This window comes from Actinoplanes sp. NPDC051851 (genome assembly GCF_040681165.1).
In the GTDB taxonomy this organism is placed as follows: domain Bacteria; phylum Actinomycetota; class Actinomycetes; order Mycobacteriales; family Micromonosporaceae; genus Actinoplanes.
On the sequence record NZ_JBFAYF010000020.1, the window covers coordinates 105893 to 124812 of the forward strand.

The 18920-nt window shown below is 72.0% G+C and carries 17 protein-coding genes and 1 pseudogene; 9 read left to right on the forward strand and 9 right to left on the reverse strand.

The window, feature by feature from the left end:
- The first annotated feature begins 309 nt into the window (after positions 1-309).
- Positions 310-2115, forward strand: a complete 1806-nt coding sequence (locus AB0M08_RS20740) for a phosphoenolpyruvate carboxykinase (GTP) (RefSeq protein WP_364495432.1) — start codon at positions 310-312, stop codon at positions 2113-2115.
- A gap of 214 nt (positions 2116-2329) precedes the next feature.
- Positions 2330-3100 carry an isoprenyl transferase gene (locus AB0M08_RS20745; protein WP_364495435.1) on the forward strand — a complete coding sequence of 257 codons (771 nt, stop codon included), beginning with the start codon at positions 2330-2332 and terminating at the stop codon, positions 3098-3100.
- Between the two features lie 283 nt (positions 3101-3383).
- Here the strand turns inward: AB0M08_RS20745 and otsB are convergent, their stop codons facing one another.
- The gene (otsB, locus tag AB0M08_RS20750) at positions 3384-4190 is read right to left on the reverse strand and encodes a trehalose-phosphatase (protein WP_364495438.1); all 807 of its coding nucleotides are present in this window, start codon (positions 4188-4190) and stop codon (positions 3384-3386) included.
- 274 nt (positions 4191-4464) lie between these two features.
- Between otsB and AB0M08_RS20755 the strand changes: the two genes are divergently transcribed.
- The 4 genes from AB0M08_RS20755 (at position 4465) to AB0M08_RS20770 (ending at position 8331) form a co-directional block, all read left to right on the forward strand.
- Positions 4465-5892, forward strand: coding sequence for a PhoH family protein (locus AB0M08_RS20755; RefSeq protein ID WP_364495441.1), 1428 nt, complete (start codon positions 4465-4467; stop codon positions 5890-5892).
- Positions 5893-6151: 259 nt separating this feature from the next.
- Positions 6152-6841, forward strand: a complete 690-nt coding sequence (locus AB0M08_RS20760; RefSeq protein WP_364495444.1) for a lytic transglycosylase domain-containing protein — start codon at positions 6152-6154, stop codon at positions 6839-6841.
- 60 nt (positions 6842-6901) lie between these two features.
- The gene (locus tag AB0M08_RS20765) at positions 6902-7669 is read left to right on the forward strand and encodes a serine protease (RefSeq protein ID WP_364495447.1); all 768 of its coding nucleotides are present in this window, start codon (positions 6902-6904) and stop codon (positions 7667-7669) included.
- A gap of 47 nt (positions 7670-7716) precedes the next feature.
- Complete coding sequence (locus AB0M08_RS20770; RefSeq protein WP_364495449.1) at positions 7717-8331, forward strand: rhomboid family intramembrane serine protease; 615 nt, start codon at positions 7717-7719, stop codon at positions 8329-8331.
- 219 nt (positions 8332-8550) lie between these two features.
- Here AB0M08_RS20770 and glpX read toward each other — a convergent pair whose 3' ends face one another.
- Positions 8551-9588, reverse strand: a complete 1038-nt coding sequence (gene glpX / locus AB0M08_RS20775) for a class II fructose-bisphosphatase (protein ID WP_364495452.1) — start codon at positions 9586-9588, stop codon at positions 8551-8553.
- Positions 9589-9688: 100 nt separating this feature from the next.
- Between glpX and AB0M08_RS20780 the strand changes: the two genes are divergently transcribed.
- A complete protein-coding gene (locus AB0M08_RS20780; RefSeq protein ID WP_364495455.1) occupies positions 9689-10357 on the forward strand; it encodes a DUF4245 family protein in 669 nt (222 codons plus the stop codon).
- Positions 10358-10448: 91 nt separating this feature from the next.
- Here the strand turns inward: AB0M08_RS20780 and AB0M08_RS20785 are convergent, their stop codons facing one another.
- The 4 genes and pseudogenes from AB0M08_RS20785 to AB0M08_RS20800 form a co-directional block, all read right to left on the reverse strand.
- Entirely contained in the window at positions 10449-10667 is a 219-nt protein-coding gene (locus AB0M08_RS20785; RefSeq protein WP_364495458.1) for an exodeoxyribonuclease VII small subunit, read from the reverse strand.
- A gap of 245 nt (positions 10668-10912) precedes the next feature.
- Positions 10913-12121 (reverse strand): annotated as a pseudogene (gene xseA / locus AB0M08_RS20790) (exodeoxyribonuclease VII large subunit); the annotation flags it as partial.
- A gap of 9 nt (positions 12122-12130) precedes the next feature.
- Complete coding sequence (locus AB0M08_RS20795) at positions 12131-12733, reverse strand: hypothetical protein (protein ID WP_364495461.1); 603 nt, start codon at positions 12731-12733, stop codon at positions 12131-12133.
- Between the two features lie 45 nt (positions 12734-12778).
- The gene (locus AB0M08_RS20800) at positions 12779-13240 is read right to left on the reverse strand and encodes a hypothetical protein (RefSeq protein WP_364495464.1); all 462 of its coding nucleotides are present in this window, start codon (positions 13238-13240) and stop codon (positions 12779-12781) included.
- Positions 13241-13293: 53 nt separating this feature from the next.
- On the opposite strand from AB0M08_RS20800, the gene AB0M08_RS20805 reads away from it, so the two are divergent.
- On the forward strand, positions 13294-14313 hold the full coding sequence (locus tag AB0M08_RS20805; RefSeq protein ID WP_364495555.1) for a 4-hydroxy-3-methylbut-2-enyl diphosphate reductase: 1020 nt from the start codon (positions 13294-13296) through the stop codon (positions 14311-14313).
- Here the strand turns inward: AB0M08_RS20805 and AB0M08_RS20810 are convergent.
- Positions 14306-15439 carry a DNA recombination protein RmuC gene (locus AB0M08_RS20810; protein WP_364495467.1) on the reverse strand — a complete coding sequence of 378 codons (1134 nt, stop codon included), beginning with the start codon at positions 15437-15439 and terminating at the stop codon, positions 14306-14308. The two genes, AB0M08_RS20805 and AB0M08_RS20810, sit on opposite strands and share 8 nt — an antisense overlap.
- Positions 15440-15492: 53 nt before the next feature.
- On the opposite strand from AB0M08_RS20810, the gene AB0M08_RS20815 reads away from it, so the two are divergent.
- Positions 15493-16248: a hypothetical protein gene (locus AB0M08_RS20815; RefSeq protein WP_364495471.1), complete on the forward strand. Its 756-nt coding sequence runs from the start codon at positions 15493-15495 to the stop codon at positions 16246-16248.
- 70 nt (positions 16249-16318) lie between these two features.
- Here the strand turns inward: AB0M08_RS20815 and AB0M08_RS20820 are convergent, their stop codons facing one another.
- Together AB0M08_RS20820 and AB0M08_RS20825 are read right to left on the reverse strand one after the other, a co-directional pair.
- Positions 16319-16876 (reverse strand): hypothetical protein, encoded by a 558-nt coding sequence (locus AB0M08_RS20820; RefSeq protein WP_364495473.1) that lies wholly within the window; start codon positions 16874-16876, stop codon positions 16319-16321.
- Between the two features lie 28 nt (positions 16877-16904).
- Positions 16905-18908 carry a class I tRNA ligase family protein gene (locus AB0M08_RS20825; RefSeq protein ID WP_364495476.1) on the reverse strand — a complete coding sequence of 668 codons (2004 nt, stop codon included), beginning with the start codon at positions 18906-18908 and terminating at the stop codon, positions 16905-16907.
- Positions 18909-18920 lie beyond the last annotated feature (12 nt).

Consider the following 18920-nt stretch of genomic DNA (forward strand, 5'->3'; position numbering starts at 1 on the left):
CCGCCTCCTGTGGCAGGAACTGCGAGGAAAGCCCGATTAGGTGAAAGTCTAGAGCTTCTGTCCCTTTTGTGAAAGTTGCCAGAACCGCCGGTGTGGCTGAGGCGCCCGCGGTGGCCGGTGCGCGCTGTTGCATATTGCGGCGAAGAATCAATCGTCATTGCGCACCGCAGCCAAAGATTGTGCGGTTGTCCACAGATACAACCGATGAACTGCACGCACTTCCGGCTTACGCTGACGTGACTCCCATGACAAAAGCCGGATTCTCCGGCCGATCTGTCATTGGTCAGTGCCGACCGAAGGAGCTTCACCTTGTCTCAGCCCCCCACCTCGCACTCCCGCCTTCTGGCGTGGATCGACGAGGTCGCTGCCCTGACAACTCCCGACCGCATCGTCTGGTGTGACGGTTCGGACGCCGAATGGGCCCGGATGACCGACGAGCTCGTCGCGTCCGGCGCGCTGGTCCGTCTCGACGCCGAGAAGAAGCCGAACTCGTTCTGGGCGCGGACCGACCCGTCGGACGTCGCGCGTGTCGAGGAGCGGACCTTCATCTGCTCGGCCGACGAGGCGGACGCCGGCCCCACCAACAACTGGATGGCGCCGGCCGAGATGAAGTCCCTGATGACGGAGCTGTACCGCGGCTCGATGAAGGGCCGGACGATGTACGTCGTCCCGTTCTGCATGGGCCCGCTGGACGCGCCGTCACCCATGTTCGGCGTGGAGCTGACCGACAGCCCGTACGTCGTCGCCAGCATGCGCATCATGACCCGGATGGGGGCCGAGGTCCTGACCGCGCTGGGTGACGACACGGACTTCGTGCCCTGCCTGCACTCGATCGGCGCGCCGCTCGAGCCCGGCCAGGAGGACGTGGCCTGGCCGTGCAGCGAGACCAAGTACATCTCGCACTTCCCGGAGACCCGGGAGATCTGGTCCTTCGGTTCCGGGTACGGCGGCAACTCGCTGCTCGGCAAGAAGTGCTACGCGCTGCGGATCGCCAGCGTGGCCGCCCGGGACGAGGGCTGGCTCGCCGAGCACATGCTGATCATGAAGCTGACCTCGCCCGAGGGCGTCGTCCGGTACATCGCCGGCGCCTTCCCCTCGGCCTGCGGCAAGACCAACCTCGCCATGCTCGAGCCCACCCTCGACGGCTGGACGGTGGAGACGGTCGGCGACGACATCGCCTGGATGCGCTTCGGCGAGGACGGCCGGCTCTGGGCCACCAACCCGGAGTTCGGTCTCTTCGGCGTGGCACCCGGCACCGACTTCCACACCAACCCCAACGCCATGCGTACGTTGGCGAAGGGGAACTCGGTCTTCACCAACGTGGCGCTGACCGACGAGGGCGACATCTGGTGGGAGGGCATGGGCGAGCCGCCCGCGCACCTCACCGACTGGAAGGGTAAGGACTGGACGCCGGAGTCGGAGGCGCCGTCGAGTCACCCCAACAGCCGGTTCTGCACCCCGATCGAGCAGTGCCCGATCCTGGCGGACGAGTACCACGACCCGCGCGGCGTGCCGATCGACGCGATCCTCTTCGGCGGCCGCCGCAAGACCACCATCCCGCTGGTCACCGAGGCCCGCGACTGGGTGCACGGGGTGTACCTGGGCGCGACGCTCTCCAGTGAGACCACCGCGGCCGCGGTCGGGCAGGTCGGCGTGGTCCGGCGCGACCCGATGGCGATGCTGCCGTTCATCGGCTACCACGCGGGCGACTACTTCCAGCACTGGATCGACATGGCCAAGGGCGCCTCGGGCGACGCGTCCAAGCTGCCCAAGGTCTTCTACGTGAACTGGTTCCGCCGGGACGCGGACGGCGGGTTCCTCTGGCCGGGCTTCGGCGAGAACAGCCGGGTGCTCAAGTGGGTCGTCGAGCGCCTGGACGGCAAGGCCGACGCGGTGGAGACCGCGATCGGTCACGTGGCCACCCCGGAGTCGCTCGACCTGACCGGTCTGGACATCGACCCGGCGGCCCTGGAAGCGGTGCTGCGGGTCGACAAGGACGAGTGGCTGGCCGAGCTGCCGCAGGTCACCGAGTGGTTCGAGAGGTTCGGCGACAAGCTGCCGGCGGTGCTCTGGGCCGAGCTGGACGCGCTGCGCGCCCGCCTCGCCGACGCCTGACGCTCGTCCTTCCCGGGTCTGACGGCCCCCTGAACACCGTCGGGTCGTGTCCGCCTCAACGGCGAGGCGGATGCGACCCGCCGGACGGTGGAGGGTCACCATCGGGACGATGGCGGTCCTTTACCACACGATCGGCCGCATCCCGGCGCGATTGGTCCCGATGGCACACGGTCGCCGCTCGGCCCGCCACCCGCAGTGGCTACCCTTTGCGGTGATGAGCGTGCGTTCACTGATCTATTCGTTCTACGAACGGCGGCTCGCCGGCAAACTGACCGGCAAGCCGGTGCCCCGCCATGTCGGCGTCATGTGTGACGGCAATCGGCGCTGGGCCCGGGAGATGGGCTTCGTCGACCCCAACGACGGCCACCGTGTCGGCGCCAGCCGGGTCAAGGAGCTGCTGGCCTGGTGCGATCAGGCCGGCATCGAGCACGTCACCCTCTACCTGCTCGCCACCGACAACCTGCGCCGCCCGGCGGCCGAGCTCGACCCGCTGGTCCGGATCATCGAGGACCTGGCCACCGAGCTCGCCGAGGAGGGCAACCCCTGGCGGCTGCGGATGGTCGGCGCGCTCGACATCCTGCCCGCCGCGACCGCCGCGACGCTGAAGGCCGCCCAGGAGAAGACCCGGGACCGCAGCGGCGGCGTCGAGGTCAACATGGCGGTGGGGTACGGCGGGCGCCGCGAGATCACCGACGCGGTCCGCTCCCTGCTCCAGCAGCACGCGGCCTCCGGCGGCACGCTCGAGGAGCTCGCCGAGATCCTCGACGTCGAGCACATCGCCGAGCACCTCTACACTCGCGGCCAGCCCGATCCCGACCTGGTCATCCGGACCAGCGGGGAGCAGCGGCTCTCCGGCTTCCTGCTCTGGCAGTCGGCCCATTCGGAGTTCTACTTCCACGACGCGAACTGGCCCGACTTCCGCCGGATCGACTTCCTCCGCGCCCTGCGCTCCTACGCCAGCCGCCAGCGCCGCTACGGCGCCTGAACCCACGCGCGCCACCGCGCGCCACCGCGCGCCACCGTGCGCCACCGCGCGGGACGGGCGGGTGCCGCGGTACGGGCTCGCGAGCCGGCTGCCACCCCGGGGCCGGAGCGCGGGTTGCGGTTCTGGCTGGTGCTCAGGGGTCTCTCAAGCGGAGCGAGAGACCCCTGAGCACCAGCCAAGACCTGGGGCGCGGTGCGGCCGGGACCACGACGGTGGTCGCGGCGCGTGCGGACGGCACCTTTTGAGCGGGGCGGGTGCCGCAGGTGCGTACTGGAGAAGGGGTTCAGAAACGCTGGAGACCCTCGGTCAGGAAAGCGGCGACCGCGTGCGGGGACTCGAGCGTGAGGTCGGCGGCGCTGGAGACCTCGGCGCCGGTCTCCGGATTGGCCACGGCGACCGCCATGCCGAAGAAGTCCGGGTCGACGGCCTCGCGGGCGCGCAGTGCGTCGAAGGCCTTGATGTCGGACATGTCGTCGCCGAAATACCACGCGCAGCCGGCGTTGCGGACCACCTCGGTGATGACCATGCCCTTGTCCTGGTCGACCGGGGGCTTGAGCTCGACGACCATCCGGCCGTTCTGGATCTTGAGGCCGTGCCGCTCGGCCTGTTCGTGGCCCCAGCGCTCGATGGCCGGGGCGAGCGACGGGTCGGTGCGGTAGTGCAGGGCGACCGAAAGCCTCTTGTACTCCACCCGGGCGGGCTCGGGGAGCTCGGCGCGGGCCTGCTCGGCGAGCTCGGTCATGGCCGGCACCCACTCCTCGGCGGCCGGCTCGGTCACCACCTTGCCGTCGTGCCACATCTCCAGGCCGTAGAGGCCGTAGAGGTCGACGTGCTCGAGCGACGCGAAGCGGGAGCGCAGGAAGCTGACCGGGCGTGCTGAGACGATCACCACTCGGGCCACCGAGGCGGCCAGCCGCTCCAGGACGCCCGGGATCTCCGGCACCGGCTGGGAGGCGTCGGGATCCTCGGTGACGGGTGAGAGCACACCGTCGAAGTCGAAGAAGAAGGTGGTCAGGGACGCGCGCTCGGCGGTGAGGGCCCACGCCTCGGCGCTGCTCGACGGATGGGTCGGACGCTCGATCTGTGCCACGTCGTCAGACTACCCGCGGATGGTCGTCTTTTAAGCCCGGCGATTTTCGCGTGGGTCGAGCGTCACTCGTAGGTGCCCGATTTTGCGCACTACCGGGATTGGCAGTTGACCGCTAGCGTTTGAGTCATGGCACGGGGTCATCCCGAGCCAGCCGGTCGGCCCGGACCTGCGACTTCGTGCGCCATAGGGCCCGCAATCCAGCCCTGTGCCAGTGCCGGCGGCCGGAGGTGGCGGACCGCGGGTGGCCGGGTTGCACGCCCGCTGGAGCAGGCCTGTGACATCTCGCCGTACCGATGCCGGTGTCGCCTCAACTGCAGAAGCTGCAGTCCCGGCCGACAAGGTGACCAAGAGCCGTGCCACGTCCTCCCGCCGCAAGGCGGTCGACCGGCACGCCGACGCCGAGCCCGCCCCCGTCGGCCGGGTCTTCGTCCTGGACACCTCGGTCCTGCTGTCCGACCCGGCGGCCTTCCGCCGGTTCACTGATCATGAGGTGATCGTCCCCCTGGTGGTCATCTCTGAACTGGAGGGCAAACGCCACCACCCCGAGCTCGGCTGGTTCGCTCGACAGTCTCTACGGATGCTGGACGAGCTCCGGATCAAGCACGGGCGACTCGATCAGCCGGTGCTCTGCAACGACGAGGGCGGCACGCTGCGGGTCGAGCTCAACCACGCCGACCAGAGCGTCCTGCCGCAGGGCTTCCGGAACGACTCGAACGACACCCGCATCCTCTCGGTCGCCCTCGGGCTGGCCGCCGAGGGCCGGGACGTCACGCTGGTCAGCAAGGACATGCCGCTGCGGGTGAAGGCGGCGTCGGTCGGCATCACCGCCGACGAGTACCGGCACGGCCAGGCCAGCGACCCGACCTGGACCGGCATGGCCGATCTGGAGCTGGAGGAGGACCAGGTCAGCGCGCTCTACTCCGGTGACGTGCTGGAGCTGGACGAGGCGGCGAACCTGCCCTGCCACACCGGCCTGGTGATCCACTCGGCGCGCGGCTCGGCGCTCGGCCGGGTCAACCCGGACAAGACCGTGAAGCTGGTCCGCGGCGACCGGGACGCGTTCGGGCTGCGCGGCCGTTCGGCGGAGCAGCGGATCGCGCTGGACATCCTCCTCGACGAGGAGATCGGCATCGTCTCGCTCGGCGGCAAGGCCGGCACCGGCAAGTCCGCGCTGGCGCTCTGCGCCGGCCTGGAGGCGACGATGGAGCGCAACCGCCACAAGAAGGTGATCGTCTTCCGTCCCCTCTACGCGGTCGGCGGCCAGGAGCTCGGCTACCTGCCCGGCAGCGAGTCGGAGAAGATGTCGCCCTGGGCGCAGGCGGTCTTCGACACGCTCGGTGCCGTGGTGCACGCCAACGTGGTCGAGGAGGTGATGGCCCGCGGCCTGCTCGAGGTGCTGCCGCTGACGCACATCCGCGGCCGGAGCCTGCACGACGCGTTCGTGATCGTCGACGAGGCGCAGTCGCTGGAACGCAACGTGCTGCTCACCGTCCTCTCCCGGATCGGCCAGGGGTCCCGGGTGGTGCTGACGCACGACGTGGCGCAGCGGGACAATCTGCGGGTCGGCCGGCACGACGGTGTGACCGCGGTGATCGAGGCGCTGAAGGGGCATCCGATCTTCGCCCATGTCACGCTCACCCGTTCGGAGCGGTCGCCCATCGCCGAGGTGGTCACCGATCTGTTGGAGGAGATCCCCCTCTGAGGTGACGGCAGAGCGGTTTTTTGCCCCTTATGTAGGGAAAAAACCCGTGACTAAAGTCACAAGACCGCTCTGGCATTTCACATCCACTTCACGTTGCGCCATGGTGTCTGGCGAGCACCACTCTCGTGGCCGCAACGGTAGTGATCGATAGCGGCCACGCCCTCACGGGACGTGAGGGCGGCGGCCCGTCGGGTCGCGGTGCTCGCGGTACGGCTTTCGACGGCCGGCCGTGTCATTGCCCCCGACGAAGGGAATCTTCGTGAAGCGGCTCTGGAGCCGGCTCGGAGTTCGCGCGTTGTCTGTCGGTCTGCTCGCATCGGGCCTCGGCGGCGGCGTGTATCTGGGACAGAACCGGGACATCCAGCAGCAGAGCGCCGAAGCGCAGCTCGTCGTTCAGGCGGACGCCGAGGAGATCCAGCTGCTGAAGGAGCGCGCGGCCGACCACGCCGCGGCTCGCGCATTCCGTACCCAGGCCGAGGGTGCCGCGGCCGAGAAGGCCGCCACCGAGGCCAAGGCCGCCGCCGGCAAGGCGAAGAAGCTCGAGGCGGCGGTGATCGCGGAGAAGAAGGAGGAGGCCGCGAAGAAGGCCGCCGCGTCCGGTGCTGCCGTGCCGTACACCGGTGAGATCCCGACCTCCTGCAACGAGTACTCGGGTTCCCGGGCGATCGGCTGCGCGCTGATGCTCGACGCGGGCTTCGCGATCGACCAGTTCCCGTGCCTCGACAAGCTGTGGAAGAAGGAGAGTGGCTGGAACTACAAGGCCACCAACCGCAGCTCGGGCGCGTACGGCATCCCGCAGGCCCTGCCGGGCAGCAAGATGGCGTCGATCGCCTCCGACTGGAAGACCAATCCGGCCACCCAGATCAAGTGGGGTCTCGGCTACATCGAGGGTCGCTACGACTCGCCCTGTGGCGCCTGGACCCACTCGGAGAACACCGGCTGGTACTGAGCCGACCGGGGTCGCGCGGCAAAGCCGTGCGGCCCCGTTTTCCTGTGGTCCAATGTCCACATGGTCCGAATTGCGGCTTCCGTAGCGCTGGCCGTCGCGGTGGTGTCAACGGTGGGCGGTTTCGCCCCGGCCCGTGACGTCGTCGGCGGCAATGTCGCCAAGGCGGGGGAGTTCCCCTGGGTGGTGCGGCTCTCGATGGGCTGCGGCGGCGCGCTCACCGCACCCCGGGTGGTGCTCACCGCCGGCCACTGCGTCGGGCGCTCCGGCCCGAACGACAGGATCACCGTGACGGCCGGCTCGGCCGATCTGCAGGGCGCCGACGCGGTCGCGGTCCACTCCGTCGAGGTGATCCGGGCCACCGGCTTCGTCAACGAGTTCCGCGGCGACGACTGGGCCGTGGTCAAGCTGGAGAAGGCGCTCACCCTGCCCACCCTCGACCTGGCCGGCACCCCGGTCGGCGACGGCGACGTGGTGACCGTGATGGGCTGGGGCCAGACCCGGGAGCAGGCCCCGCGGCAGGAGCGCAACCTGCACTACGCCACGGTGCCGATCATCGGAGTCGCGGAGTGCGCGAGGGCGTACCGGAAGGCCACAGTGGAGCTGGTGCGGGCGGACTCGCTCTGCGCCGGGCGGCACGGGGTCGACACCTGTCAGGGTGACTCCGGTGGCCCGATGGTGCGGCGGGGGCCGGACGGGCGCTGGGCACAGGTGGGGATCGTGAGCTGGGGGCTCGGCTGCGCGCGGGACGACTATCCCGGCGTCTATACCCGGATCGCCGCGTTCCGGACCGCGATCAAGGCGGCGACCAGGCGACTCAGCGCCGGCTGAGCGGTGTTCGACTGGCCGGGGGTGCGCGGGGCTGGGACCATTCCGGTATGGCTTACGGGATTCCCGACACGCGTACCGACGCGGCCACCTTCGGCACCGAGTCCTTCTACGCCTCCATCGGCCGCGCGTTCGTCACCATGTGCGCGGTCGTCCCCGTCCTCTTCCTGATCGAGGCGATCGACGTCGGGATCGGCGCCGGCACCCTGGACATGGCCGGCGGCATCCTCCCGCACCACCTCGCCGGCCTTGACGGCGTGCTGTTCAGCCCGTTCCTGCACGCCGGCTGGGACCATCTGTACGGCAACGCGGTCCCGCTGATCCTGCTCGGCACGTTCGCCCTGGCCGGCGGCGCCCGCCGTTTCCTCTGGTCGACCTTCGTGATCATGCTGGTCAGCGGCCTCGGCGTCTGGTTCATCGGCGACCCGAACACGGTGGTGGTCGGCGCCAGCGGCGTGATCTTCGGCTACCTCGGCCTGCTCTTCGCCCGCGGCTTCGTCGAGCGCAGCTGGTGGAACTTCGGGGTGGCGCTCTTCATCGGCCTGCTCTACTGGTACCAGCTCTTCAACATCCTCCCCACCGACCAGCGCATCTCCTGGCAGGGCCACCTGCTCGGCCTGGTCGGTGGCTTCCTCGCGGCCATCCTCTTCCGCCGCCGCTCTTGATCCACAGTGCACGATCCCGCTTCTCCGGTACGGGTCTCGTAGCGCATCAGCCGGCCGCCGGGTGGCCGCGGCACCCGCTCGCGGTCCACGGGGTGATCGGGCCCGCGGTCGCTGTTCGTGTGCGGCTGTCGCGATGGTGGGCGGGATCGTGTGCCGGTGCCGCCCTGGCGGGGCGGCCCGGGCGGGGCGGCCCGGGCGGGAGCGCCCGGGCCGGAGTGGTCAGATGATCGCGTCGCCGATCGGGACCGTGGGGAGGTGGCCGTCGAAGTCGACCGCGGAGTACAGGGCCAGCTTCTCCAGGCGGTGGTACGAGTCGATCACGCGGATCGTGCCGCTCTTGGAGCGCATCACGATCGACTGGGTGTGCGCGCCGCCGGAGCGGTAGCGGACGCCCTTGAGCAGGTCGCCCGAGGTGACGCCGGTGGCGACGAAGAAGCAGTTGTCGCCGGTGACCAGGTCGTCGGTGGTGAGCACCCGGTCCAGGTCGTGACCGCCGTCGATCGCCTTCTGCCGTTCCGAGTCGTCGAGCGGCCAGAGCTTCGCCTGGATCATGCCGCCGAGGCACTTGATCGCGCAGGCCGCGGTGATGCCCTCCGGGGTGCCGCCGATCCCCATCAGCACGTCGACGTCGGACTCGGCCCGGGCCGCCGAGATGGCCCCGGCGATGTCGCCGTCGGAGATGAACTTGATGTTCGCGCCGGCCTGGCGTACCTCCTCGACCAGCGCGGCGTGCCGCGGACGGTCCAGAATGCACACCGTCACATCGGAGACGCTGGACCGCTTGGCCTTGGCGATGCGGCGCAGGTTCTCGGTGGCGCCGGCGTTGATGTCGATCACGTCGGCGCAGTCCGGGCCGACGGCGATCTTGTCCATGTAGAAGACCGCGCTGGGGTCGAACATCGCCCCGCGCTCGGCGACGGCGAGAACCGCCACCGCGCCGGGCATGCCCTTGCTCATCAGCGTGGTGCCGTCGACCGGGTCGACCGCGACGTCCACCTCCGGGCCGGTGCCGTCGCCGACCTGCTCGCCGTTGTAGAGCATCGGGGCCTCGTCCTTCTCGCCCTCGCCGATGACGACGACGCCCCGCATCTGGATCGAGTTGATGAGCTTGCGCATGGCGTCGACGGCCGCGCCGTCCCCGCCGTTCTTGTCTCCGCGCCCGACCCAACGGCCGGCGGCCATGGCGGCGGCCTCGGTCACACGGACCAGGTCGAGAGCGATGTTGCGGTCGAGATCCTGGGGAACCCGGGCAGGCATGTCGGCCTCCTCGCATCGTTGCGGGGCTGATGGATTCCCCGATCCTGGCATCCGAGGTGCTGCCACGTCCCGTTTCAGCGACATGGTTAACAATGAGCAGGTGGAACCCGCTACCGAGAACGCGCCGGCCTCGTCCCCCGTGCCGCCTTCCGCAGAGCCGTCCGCCGAGCCGCAGGCATCGCTCTCCGCCGTGCCGCAGGCCGCGTCGCCCGCCGTGCCGCAGGTGTCGCCGTCCGCCGTGCCGCAGGCGTCGCCGCGGTTGGCCAAGCGTGAGGAGCGGCGGCCACGGGACATGGCGTTGTCGCTGGCCGTGCTGATGGTGCCGATCGTGCTGATGCTCGCGTTCTACCGCGTGGTGCTCGGCGGCGACGAGCCGATGACCGTCGACCCGGCCTCCTCGATCGACCTGGCGTCGAAGGAGTTCTCCGTCCTGAAGCCGGCCGGTCTGGGCGAGGACTGGCGGGTGACCGCGGCGAACTTCAAGCGCGAGGACACCGGCGCCACCCTCCGGATCGGTTACGTCGACCCGGACGACGCCCCGGTCCAGCTGGTGGAGAGCACCACGCCGGCCGGCACCCTGGTCCCGGCCGAGATGGGCGCGGACGGCGAGCGTACCGGCGCCTACCGCACCGACGCCCGGACCTGGACCATCTACACCGGCCGGCCGGGCGAGACCGCCCTGATCAGCACCGAGGGCGCGCGTACGGTCCTGATCCTCGGCAAGACCGACCAGAGTTACCTGGAGACCCTGGCGTCCTCGCTCTCCTGACCGGCCGTCGGTCTCCCGATCGGGTCCGGCCGGCCGTCGGTCTCCCGATCCGGTCGGTCTCCCGATCCGGTGTCAGTCTCCCGATCCGGCGTCAGTCGTCGGTGCGGGCGGCTCGGGCGGCGTCGATGCGCTCGCGGGCACCGTCGAGCCAGCGCTGGCAGACGTCGGCCAGCCGCTCGCCGCGCTCCCAGAGGGCGAGCGACTCCTCCAGCGTGCCGCCGCCCTGCTCCAGGCGCTCGACCACCCCGGCCAGCTCGGTGCGGGCCTGCTCGTAGCTCAGGCTCTCGTCGGCCGGGCTCTGGTTGCTCATGCGTCCTCCTCGTCGGCCGGGCTCGTCGCCGGTGCGACGGCCTTGGCTCTCTTCTTCGGCGCCGCCTTCTGCGGGGGCGCCGCCTTCCGGCGGGGCGCGTCCGGCGCATCCGTGCCGGGCGAACCGGGCGCGGTGGCCGGGCGGGGCGCGGCGATGGGGCCGGACCCGGTGGCCGGGGGTGCGGGCGGGGTGGCCGGGCCGGGGGCGGCGATGGGGCCGGGCGCGGTGGCCGGGGGTGCGGTCGTGGTGGCGTGCAGCTCGCCCTCGGCCAGGCGCAGGCGCAGCGTGTCGCCGGGGGAGACGTCGGCGGGAGCGCGCAGCACGTGGCCGTCGGAGCGCTGGACGATCGCGTACCCCCGCTGGAGGGTGGCGAGCGGGGAGAGCGCGCGCAGCCGGGCGACCGTGTGCCGGAGCTCGTCGTCGGCGCGGCGCAGGCGGTGGTCGAGGCTGCGGGTGGCCCGGTCGCGGAGCTGGACGGCCTCGCGGGCGCGCTGGTCGAGCAGGGCCTCCGGGCGGGCCAGCACCGGGCGGGAGCGCCACGACTCGATGCGGTGGCGCTCGCGGTCGATCAGGGTGAGCACGGCGCGGTCGAGGCGGTCGCGGGCGTGCCCGATCAGGCGGACCTCGTCGCCGAGGTCGGGGACGATCCGCTTGGCGGCGTCGGTGGGGGTGGAGGCGCGCAGGTCGGCGACGTAGTCCAGCAGCGGGGTGTCGGTCTCGTGGCCGATCGCGCTCACGACCGGGGTGCGGGCGGCGAAGACGGCCCGGCAGAGCGCCTCGTCGGAGAAGGGGAGCAGGTCCTCCACGCTGCCGCCGCCGCGGGCGATCACGATAACGTCGACGCCGTCGTCGTTGTCGAGGACCTTGAGGGCGTCGATGATCTGCGGGACCGCGGTGGGGCCCTGGACCGGCACGTTGACCACGCGGAAGTCGACGCCGGGCCAGCGGCGCCGGGTGTTCATCAGCACGTCGCGCTCGGCGGCGCTGGCCCGGCCGGTGATCAGGCCGATCCGCTGCGGGAGGAACGGGAGCCGGCGCTTGCGCTCGCGGGCGAACAGGCCCTCGGCGGCGAGCAGGCGCTTCAGTTTCTCCAGGCGGGCCAGCAGCTCGCCGAGGCCGACCTGGCGGATCTCGTCGGCGCGCAGGCTCAGCGTGCCGCGGGCCGGGTAGAACTCCGGCTTGGCGTGCAGGGTGACCCTGGCTCCCTCGGCCAGCTCGGGCGCGCCGGCGTCGAGCACGTCGCGGTGGGCGGTGACGGTCAGGCTGAGGTCGGCGGAGGGGTCGCGCAGGGTCAGGAAGACCACGCCGGAGCCGGGGCGGCGGCTGATCTGCGCCACCTGGCCGTCGACCCAGACCCAGCCCAGCTTGGCGATCCAGGCGCCGACCTTCTGGCTCACGACGCGGACCGGCCACGGCTCGTCGGCGGTGCTCTTGGCGGGACCCGGCTCACTCACCCGGCCAGATTAGGTCAACCCACCGACATTCTCCCCGGCGCGATGCCGGGCGGCGTGGATGTCGCCGGGCGCCCGCTCCTGGGGGAGCTCGGTGGCGAGGGCCTGCGCCTCGGCATGGCGCCCGACGTAGTCGCTCAGGTCGACCGGGGTACGGCGTTCGGGGAGGAGGCGACCGGTCAGCGAGACGACGGTCAGCGCGATCAGGCCGGCGCACGTCCAGAACGCGAGGTCGTAGCCGGCGTACTTGAGGTCGGCGTGCGGGGTCGTCCCGGTGCCGGTGCCGAGGAAGGGGAGCGGGTAGCCGCGGCGCTGCGGGTAGCCGGTCAGGCAGCAACGGGTGGTGGTGAGCGCGGTGCCGGCCGCGAGACCGCCGAGGGCGACCACGGCGGTGGCCGCCCATCCGGGGCCGCCGGGGGCGATGCGGTGCAGGCAGAGAAGGATGACGCCGCCGAGCGCGAGACCGGCGTGGAAGACCACGTACGGGACGTCGTTCCACCCGCAGAGCAGGTCGAGCAGGCCGAGGCCGAGCACGAACCAGCCGGTCATCACGCGTACCACGGTGGGGATCGAGGGCCACTCGTCGGCGGCGGCGTGTCGCGGCTCGGCCCTCATGAACCGAGTATCTCGCCCTTAACCGTCCTTATGGGGCGAAACGTGCTATCGGGCCGCGCGCTCCCGCCACCGGCGCCAGGCGGCACCGGCCAGGACCGCGATCAGGAAGCCCGCCGCGGCCCAGAACGCCAGGTCGGCGGCGAGGTGGTAGCCGTTCGTGGTCCAGCCCCCGGCCTGCGCCAGGGCACGCGCCTCGGCCTCGGTGTCGGCCACCCCGCCACGCTCGGACCAGGCGTACGGCCAGCCCCGGTGCTCGGTGTATCCGAACATGCAGCAGACCTGCTCCGACCGTACCCAGAGGGAAGCGGAGAGACCCGCGGCCGCCCCGGCGAGAGTGCCCGCGACGGTGGCCGCGACCGGCGGCCGGAGGTGATGCCAGAGAAGGAGCAGGACGCCGGCGGCCGCCAGCACCAGACCGGCCGGATCGATCAGTGCCCAGAGCGCGCCCAGCACGCTCAGCGTCGCGCCCGCGATGACCAGTATCGGCCGTTTGACCTCTGTTTTCATGGCTACCCCCGTCATGCGGGGAGTTATAGCACCCGATATCAACTGTGGTGCTGATCGCAGGAGGGCGGGTGTGCGGGCGGGGCACGTACCATGGCCGGGTGACTGAAGCTCGCAAGCGGGTGTTGCTCGCCAAGCCGCGTGGCTACTGCGCCGGCGTCGACCGGGCCGTGCAGACCGTCGAGGAGGCGCTGAAGCTGTACGGCGCGCCGGTCTACGTCCGCAAGCAGATCGTGCACAACAAGCACGTGGTCAGCACCCTCGAAGCCCGTGGCGCGATCTTCGTCGAGGAGAACTACGAGGTCCCCGAGGGGTCGACCGTGGTCTTCTCCGCGCACGGGGTGGCCCCCGAGGTGCACGACCAGGCCCGGGAGCGCAACCTCAAGGCGATCGACGCGACCTGCCCGCTGGTCACCAAGGTCCACCACGAGGCGAGGCGGTTCGCCGCCGACGACTACGACATCCTGCTGATCGGTCACGAGGGCCACGAGGAGGTCATCGGCACGGCCGGCGAGGCGCCGCGGCACATCCAGCTGGTCGACGGCCCGGACGACGTGGAGAACGTGGTGGTCCGCGACCCGTCCAGGGTCGTCTGGCTGTCGCAGACCACGCTCTCGGTCGACGAGACCATGGAGACGGTCGCCCGGCTCAAGACGCGGCTGCCGCTGCTCCAGTCGCCGCCCAGCGACGACATCTGCTACGCCACCTCCAACCGGCAGCACGTGATCAAGGAGATCGCGCCGGACTGCGACGTGGTGATCGTGGTCGGCTCGACCAACTCGTCGAACTCGGTGCGGCTGGTCGAGGTGGCCCTCGGTGCCGGCGCGCGCGCCGGTCACCTGGTCGACTACGCCTCCGAGATCCAGGAGGAGTGGCTGGCCGGCGCCACCACGGTCGGCGTCTCGTCCGGTGCCAGCGTGCCGGACGAGCTGGTCATGGAGGTGCTGGCGTTCCTGGCCGAGCGCGGCTTCGGCGAGGTCACCGAGTACACGACGGCCGACGAGCGGCTCACCTTCTCCCTGCCGCAGGAGCTGCGCAAGGACATGAAGGCGGCGGCGGCCCGGGCGGCTAGCTGAGCTCGGGGGCCTGGGGCTGGCGGGGAGCCAGCTCCACCTGGGGCGGGACGGGCAGCTCGTCGTCGGAGACGCCCATCTCGGCCAGCTTGCGGGCGCTCACCAGCACCCGCCCCTCCAGCGAACCCACCGCCCGGTTGTACGCGGTGACCGCCCCGGCCAGCGAGGTGCCCAGCTTTCCCACGTGATCGCCGAGCGTGGCGAGCCGTCCGTACAGGTCCCGGGCCAGCCGGTGCACGGCGACCGCGTTGCTGGCCAGCGCCTCCTGCCGCCACGAGTAGGCGACCGTGCGCAGCATCGCGATCAGCGTCGCCGGGGTGGCGAGCACCACGTTGCGGCGGAACGCGAAGTCCATCAGCACCGGGTCCCGCTGCAGCGCCGCGTCCAGGAACGGGTCGGCCGGCACGAAGAGCACCACGAAGTCCGGGGACTGATCGAAAGCGGTCCAGTACGCCTTCGCCGACAGCGCCTCCACGTGCGCCCGAAGGTGCCGGGCGTGCTGGTCGAGCAGGAGGTCACGGTCCCGCTCGTCGCGGGCCTCCATCGCGGACAGGTACGCCTCCAGCGGTGCCTTCGCGTCCACCACCACGCTGCGCCCGCCGTGCAGGGTGACCACCAGGTCGGGGCGGACGGCGTGCCGGTCGGTGGCGGCGGTGACCTGCTCGGCGAAGTCGCAGTGCTCCAGCAGCCCGGCCGACTCGACGATCCGGCGCAGCTGCTGCTCGCCCCACCGCCCCCGGACCTGCGGTGCCCGCAACGCCGCGACCAGCTGCTTCGTCTCGGTACGCAGTTCGCCGGAGACGGCACCCATGGCGCGTACCTGCTCGCGGAGCTCGGCATACGCGTCGACCCGCTCGTGTTCCAGCTCGGCGACGCGCTGTTCGTACCGGCGCAGGGTGTCCTGCAGCGGGGCGATCGCCCGGGCCACCGCCTCCTGGGACTGGGCGGTCGCCTCATAGGAGAGTGCGCGCAGCGACTGCTCCAGCCGCTGCTCACCGTCGCGGGCGGCGGCCACCGTCGCCTCCAGCCGGGCGATGTCCGCGGCGGCGCGCGCCCGGGCGGCCAGCCAGCCCAGGGCGGCCCCGGCCGCCAGACAGACGAGAACCACGGCGAGGGTCGAGAAGGTCACCCCCGAAGATTGCCAGAGCGTGCGAGTGGGACCGCGGGGGTACCTTGGGAAACATGAACGGCGTGTTGCTCATTCTGGCCATCGTCGCGATCGTCGGCCTCGTCATCGCCGTGACGCAGCGCGGCGGCGGTCGCACCCAGCAGACCACTATCGAGGACGCTCGCGCCGAGGCGCAGCGGTGGTACGAGCGGCTCGGCGGACAGGTGATGAACCTGCACGCGGACGAGCCGGCGGCACGTCAGGCACTGGCCGACGCGAGCGAGCGCTACAACGCCGCCGGCGGCCAGCTGCAGCAGGCCAAGACCGTCACCCAGTTCCAGCTGGCCCGCGAGTCCGCGCTGGAGGGCCTGGCGTACGTGCGGGCCGCGCGGACGGCGATGGGTCTCGACCCGGGTCCGGACCTGCCGCCGCTCGCCGCCTCCCAGGGCAGCGGGCACCTCACCCAGGAGCGCGAGGTCAGCGTGCAGGGGCACGCGTACAAGGCCGGTCCGCGGCCGGGCCCGGAGACGCCCTACTACTACCCGGGCGGCCGGGTTCAGGGCCGCCCGGTCCCCGCGGGCTGGTACTCCACCCCGGTCTGGAAGACGGCGCTCGGTGCGGGCGCGGGCGTGCTCGGCGGCATGCTGATCTTCGACGCGCTCTTCTCGCCGGGCTTCGGCGACCCGGGCTTCGGCGGCTTCGACGGCGGCGGCTTCGACGGCGGCGGCTTCGACGGCGGTGGCTTCGACAACGCCGGTGACTTCGGTGGCGGCGGTTTCGACGGTGGCGGCGATTTCGGAGACTTCGGCGATTTCGGCGGAGACTTCTAAAACCCTTCCGGGGGTACGCGTGACGAAGGCGGTGGGTCTCGGTGACCCGCCGCCTTCCGCGTCTCCGCCGTCACGCGGGCGGGGCGGCGTGGTCGTGCATGCGGCGGGCGAGCTCGCGGCGCAGGGCGCGCGGGCTGGGCCAGATCTGGCTCAGGTCGGCGACGAAGGCGGGGCCGCGCGGCGTCTCGGTCTGTGCCGGCCAGCCGGCGCCGGCGCCCTGCACGGGGTGGACGGTGTCCATGTCGACCGGGACCACCTCCAGGACCGTGCGGAGACCGGCCCGGCGTACCACCACGGCGGCGACGTCCGGCCAGGCCAGCAGGATCGGGTCGCTGCCCTGCGCGGCCAGCTCCAGCCCGCCGGAGGAGACCCGGACCCAGGTGGTGAGCGCGGCGCGGGCGGAGAGCGCGTAGAAGCCGGCGCAGCCCGCCCCGACGAAGACCGCCTGCAGGGTGGTGGCCCACCAGGGATCGCCGGAGTCCCGGGCGATCAGCGACACGGCGGGCGAGACCACCAGGTAGGTGAGCATCAGGACGGCGAACACCGTGGCGAACGTCCGTCCCGGCGACGACCGGAACAGCGTGGCGTCCCGGGCCGGCGCCTCGACCTGCTCGGGCGCGATGGGCATGCCTCCTATGGTGGACCAGCGGGGACGGTCACCCGGCGGAGATCGGGGATCCCGGATGGGCGGCCCGGGTGAGTTCGCCGGGGGTGGGCCAGGGCGCGCGGTGCACCGACCCGTCGTGCCAGAGCGACCAGGACTCCTCGGTCGCGTACGGCAGGAACGGCGCGAGGAGCCGGGTCAGTACGGAGAGCGCCGCGGCCAGGGCGGCCCGGGCCGAGCCGGCGTCGTCACCGGCGCGGAGGCGGGGTTTGACCTGCTCCAGGTAGTCCCGGGAGAGGGACCGGAGGAGGGCCGCCGCGGCGTGGAGGGCGTCCGAGTACCGGCACCGCTCGAAGGCCTCGGTCGCCGCGGTGACCGTCGCGGCCAGCCGGTCGAGCAGCGCCCGGTCCACGGGGTGGGTGACCGGGTGCCCCTCGGCCCCGGCGGCCCCGGCGCCGAGGGCGAAGCGGGTGACGTTGCGCAGCTTGACGGCGAGGCGCCGTCCGGCCCGGGCGCCGTCCGGGTCGAGCCTGCGGTCGGCGCCGGGCCGGACGGTGGCGGCCCAGTAGCGCACGCCGTCCGGGCCGTACCGGTCCAGCGGGCCGTCGACGTCGCCCCTGATGTCCGGGCTGTGGAAGCCGCGGTAGCGGTTGGTGAGCGTGCCGGCGACCAGGACGGTGGTGCGGCCGGTCGTCCCGGTGCTCCGGGCGAGTGCGGTGGTCAGCGCGGCGATCCCCCGTGGCCGGGGAAGCAGGTCCACCGGGAAGGGCTGGGGCGTGACGCCGGGCGCCAGCGCGTTCGGGTCGGGGGCGAATCCGCCGGGACGGTCCCGCTGGAGTTCCCCGAATCCCGGCGGGACGTCCGCGAACGGGTCGACCGGTAGTGCAGATTCGTCCGGTATGAGAGGGTTGGCGTAGTCCGGCTCGCCAGCGTCGTCGAGCCGGTACCAGACCGGGACCGGCACGCCGTACGCCCGCCGCCTGCTGATCAGCGGATCGCGGTCCCGGGCGGCCCGCCAGCGGGTGTACTCGCCCCGCATCCGTTCCGGCAGCAGGAGGGGCTCCCCGTGCCCGGTCGCCGGCGGCCGCAGGAACCAGGCGCGGCTCAGGACGATCTCCAACGGGTGCTCCGCGCGCCGGTCGTCGTGCTCGTGGAGTGAACGGACCGGCTCGGGTACGGGGTCACCGATCAGCGCCCCGGACCCGCGGAGCAGCGTGGCGGCCTGCTCGCGGGCCTCCTCGACGGTGTGGTGCGCGAACGGCGTACCGGAGAGGAATCGGCCGTCCTCGCCCAGGGTGACCCTGGTCGCCAGGCCCAGGTCGCGCCAGATCTCGACGTCGTCGTGGGAACCGAACGTGCAGACCGGGGTGATCCCGGCACCCGCCGGATCGGCGGCCGGGTGCGCGCGGACCGGTACCTCGAAGCCGAAGACCGGGACGCGGACCGAGGTCAGGCCGGTGAACCGCGGATCGCCGGGGTGGTGGACCAGCGCGACACAGGACGGCAGCAGCTCGGGCCGGTGCGCCGGTGCCTCGACCGGGCCGTCCGGGCCGGCGAACCGGATCCGGTAGCGGTGGCCCGGACGGTCCCGCTCCGTGGCGAAGCGGAACGCGGACGGGCGCCGGGCGGCGGTGTTCCAGTGGATCGGTGCCTCCGCGGCGTAGACGGTGCCGCTCGCCAGGCCGGTGAGGAACCCGCGCTGGGCGGCGGCCCGGGCGGGCTCGTCCGAGGTCGCGTACGTCAGGGACCAGTCGACGGAGATCGCGAGCCGCCGCCACCACGCCTCGATCCCGGCGCTCCGCCCCGCGTGCCCGGTCTCGGGACCGCGACGCTCCCAGGCCATCGGGAAGTGGACGGCCCGGCCGCGCATCCGCTGGTAACGGGCGATCGCGTCGATCTGGACGTACGCGAAGACGTGCTCGAGGTGCACCCGGGCGCCCGGATCCAGCGGCGGGGTGTCGATGGCGAACACGGTCGACCGGTCCGCCGACCGGTCGAACGCGTACGTCCCGCGGTCCTGCCAGAGCCCGGCCCAGCGCCGCTCGCCATCGTTCACGCGGGCCAGCGT

What these genes read in the sequence shown, in the direction of transcription:
- AB0M08_RS20745 (WP_364495435.1), top strand. Translation starts at nt 2,330, where the DNA reads ATGAGCGTGCGTTCACTGATCTATTCGTTCTACGAACGGCGGCTCGCC.
- AB0M08_RS20765 (WP_364495447.1), top strand. Translation starts at nt 6,902, where the DNA reads ATGGTCCGAATTGCGGCTTCCGTAGCGCTGGCCGTCGCGGTGGTGTCA.
- AB0M08_RS20770 (WP_364495449.1), top strand. Translation starts at nt 7,717, where the DNA reads ATGGCTTACGGGATTCCCGACACGCGTACCGACGCGGCCACCTTCGGC.
- glpX (WP_364495452.1), bottom strand. Translation starts at nt 9,588, where the DNA reads ATGCCTGCCCGGGTTCCCCAGGATCTCGACCGCAACATCGCTCTCGAC.
- AB0M08_RS20785 (WP_364495458.1), bottom strand. Translation starts at nt 10,667, where the DNA reads ATGAGCAACCAGAGCCCGGCCGACGAGAGCCTGAGCTACGAGCAGGCC.
- AB0M08_RS20795 (WP_364495461.1), bottom strand. Translation starts at nt 12,733, where the DNA reads ATGAGGGCCGAGCCGCGACACGCCGCCGCCGACGAGTGGCCCTCGATC.
- AB0M08_RS20800 (WP_364495464.1), bottom strand. Translation starts at nt 13,240, where the DNA reads ATGAAAACAGAGGTCAAACGGCCGATACTGGTCATCGCGGGCGCGACG.
- AB0M08_RS20815 (WP_364495471.1), top strand. Translation starts at nt 15,493, where the DNA reads ATGAACGGCGTGTTGCTCATTCTGGCCATCGTCGCGATCGTCGGCCTC.
- AB0M08_RS20820 (WP_364495473.1), bottom strand. Translation starts at nt 16,876, where the DNA reads ATGCCCATCGCGCCCGAGCAGGTCGAGGCGCCGGCCCGGGACGCCACG.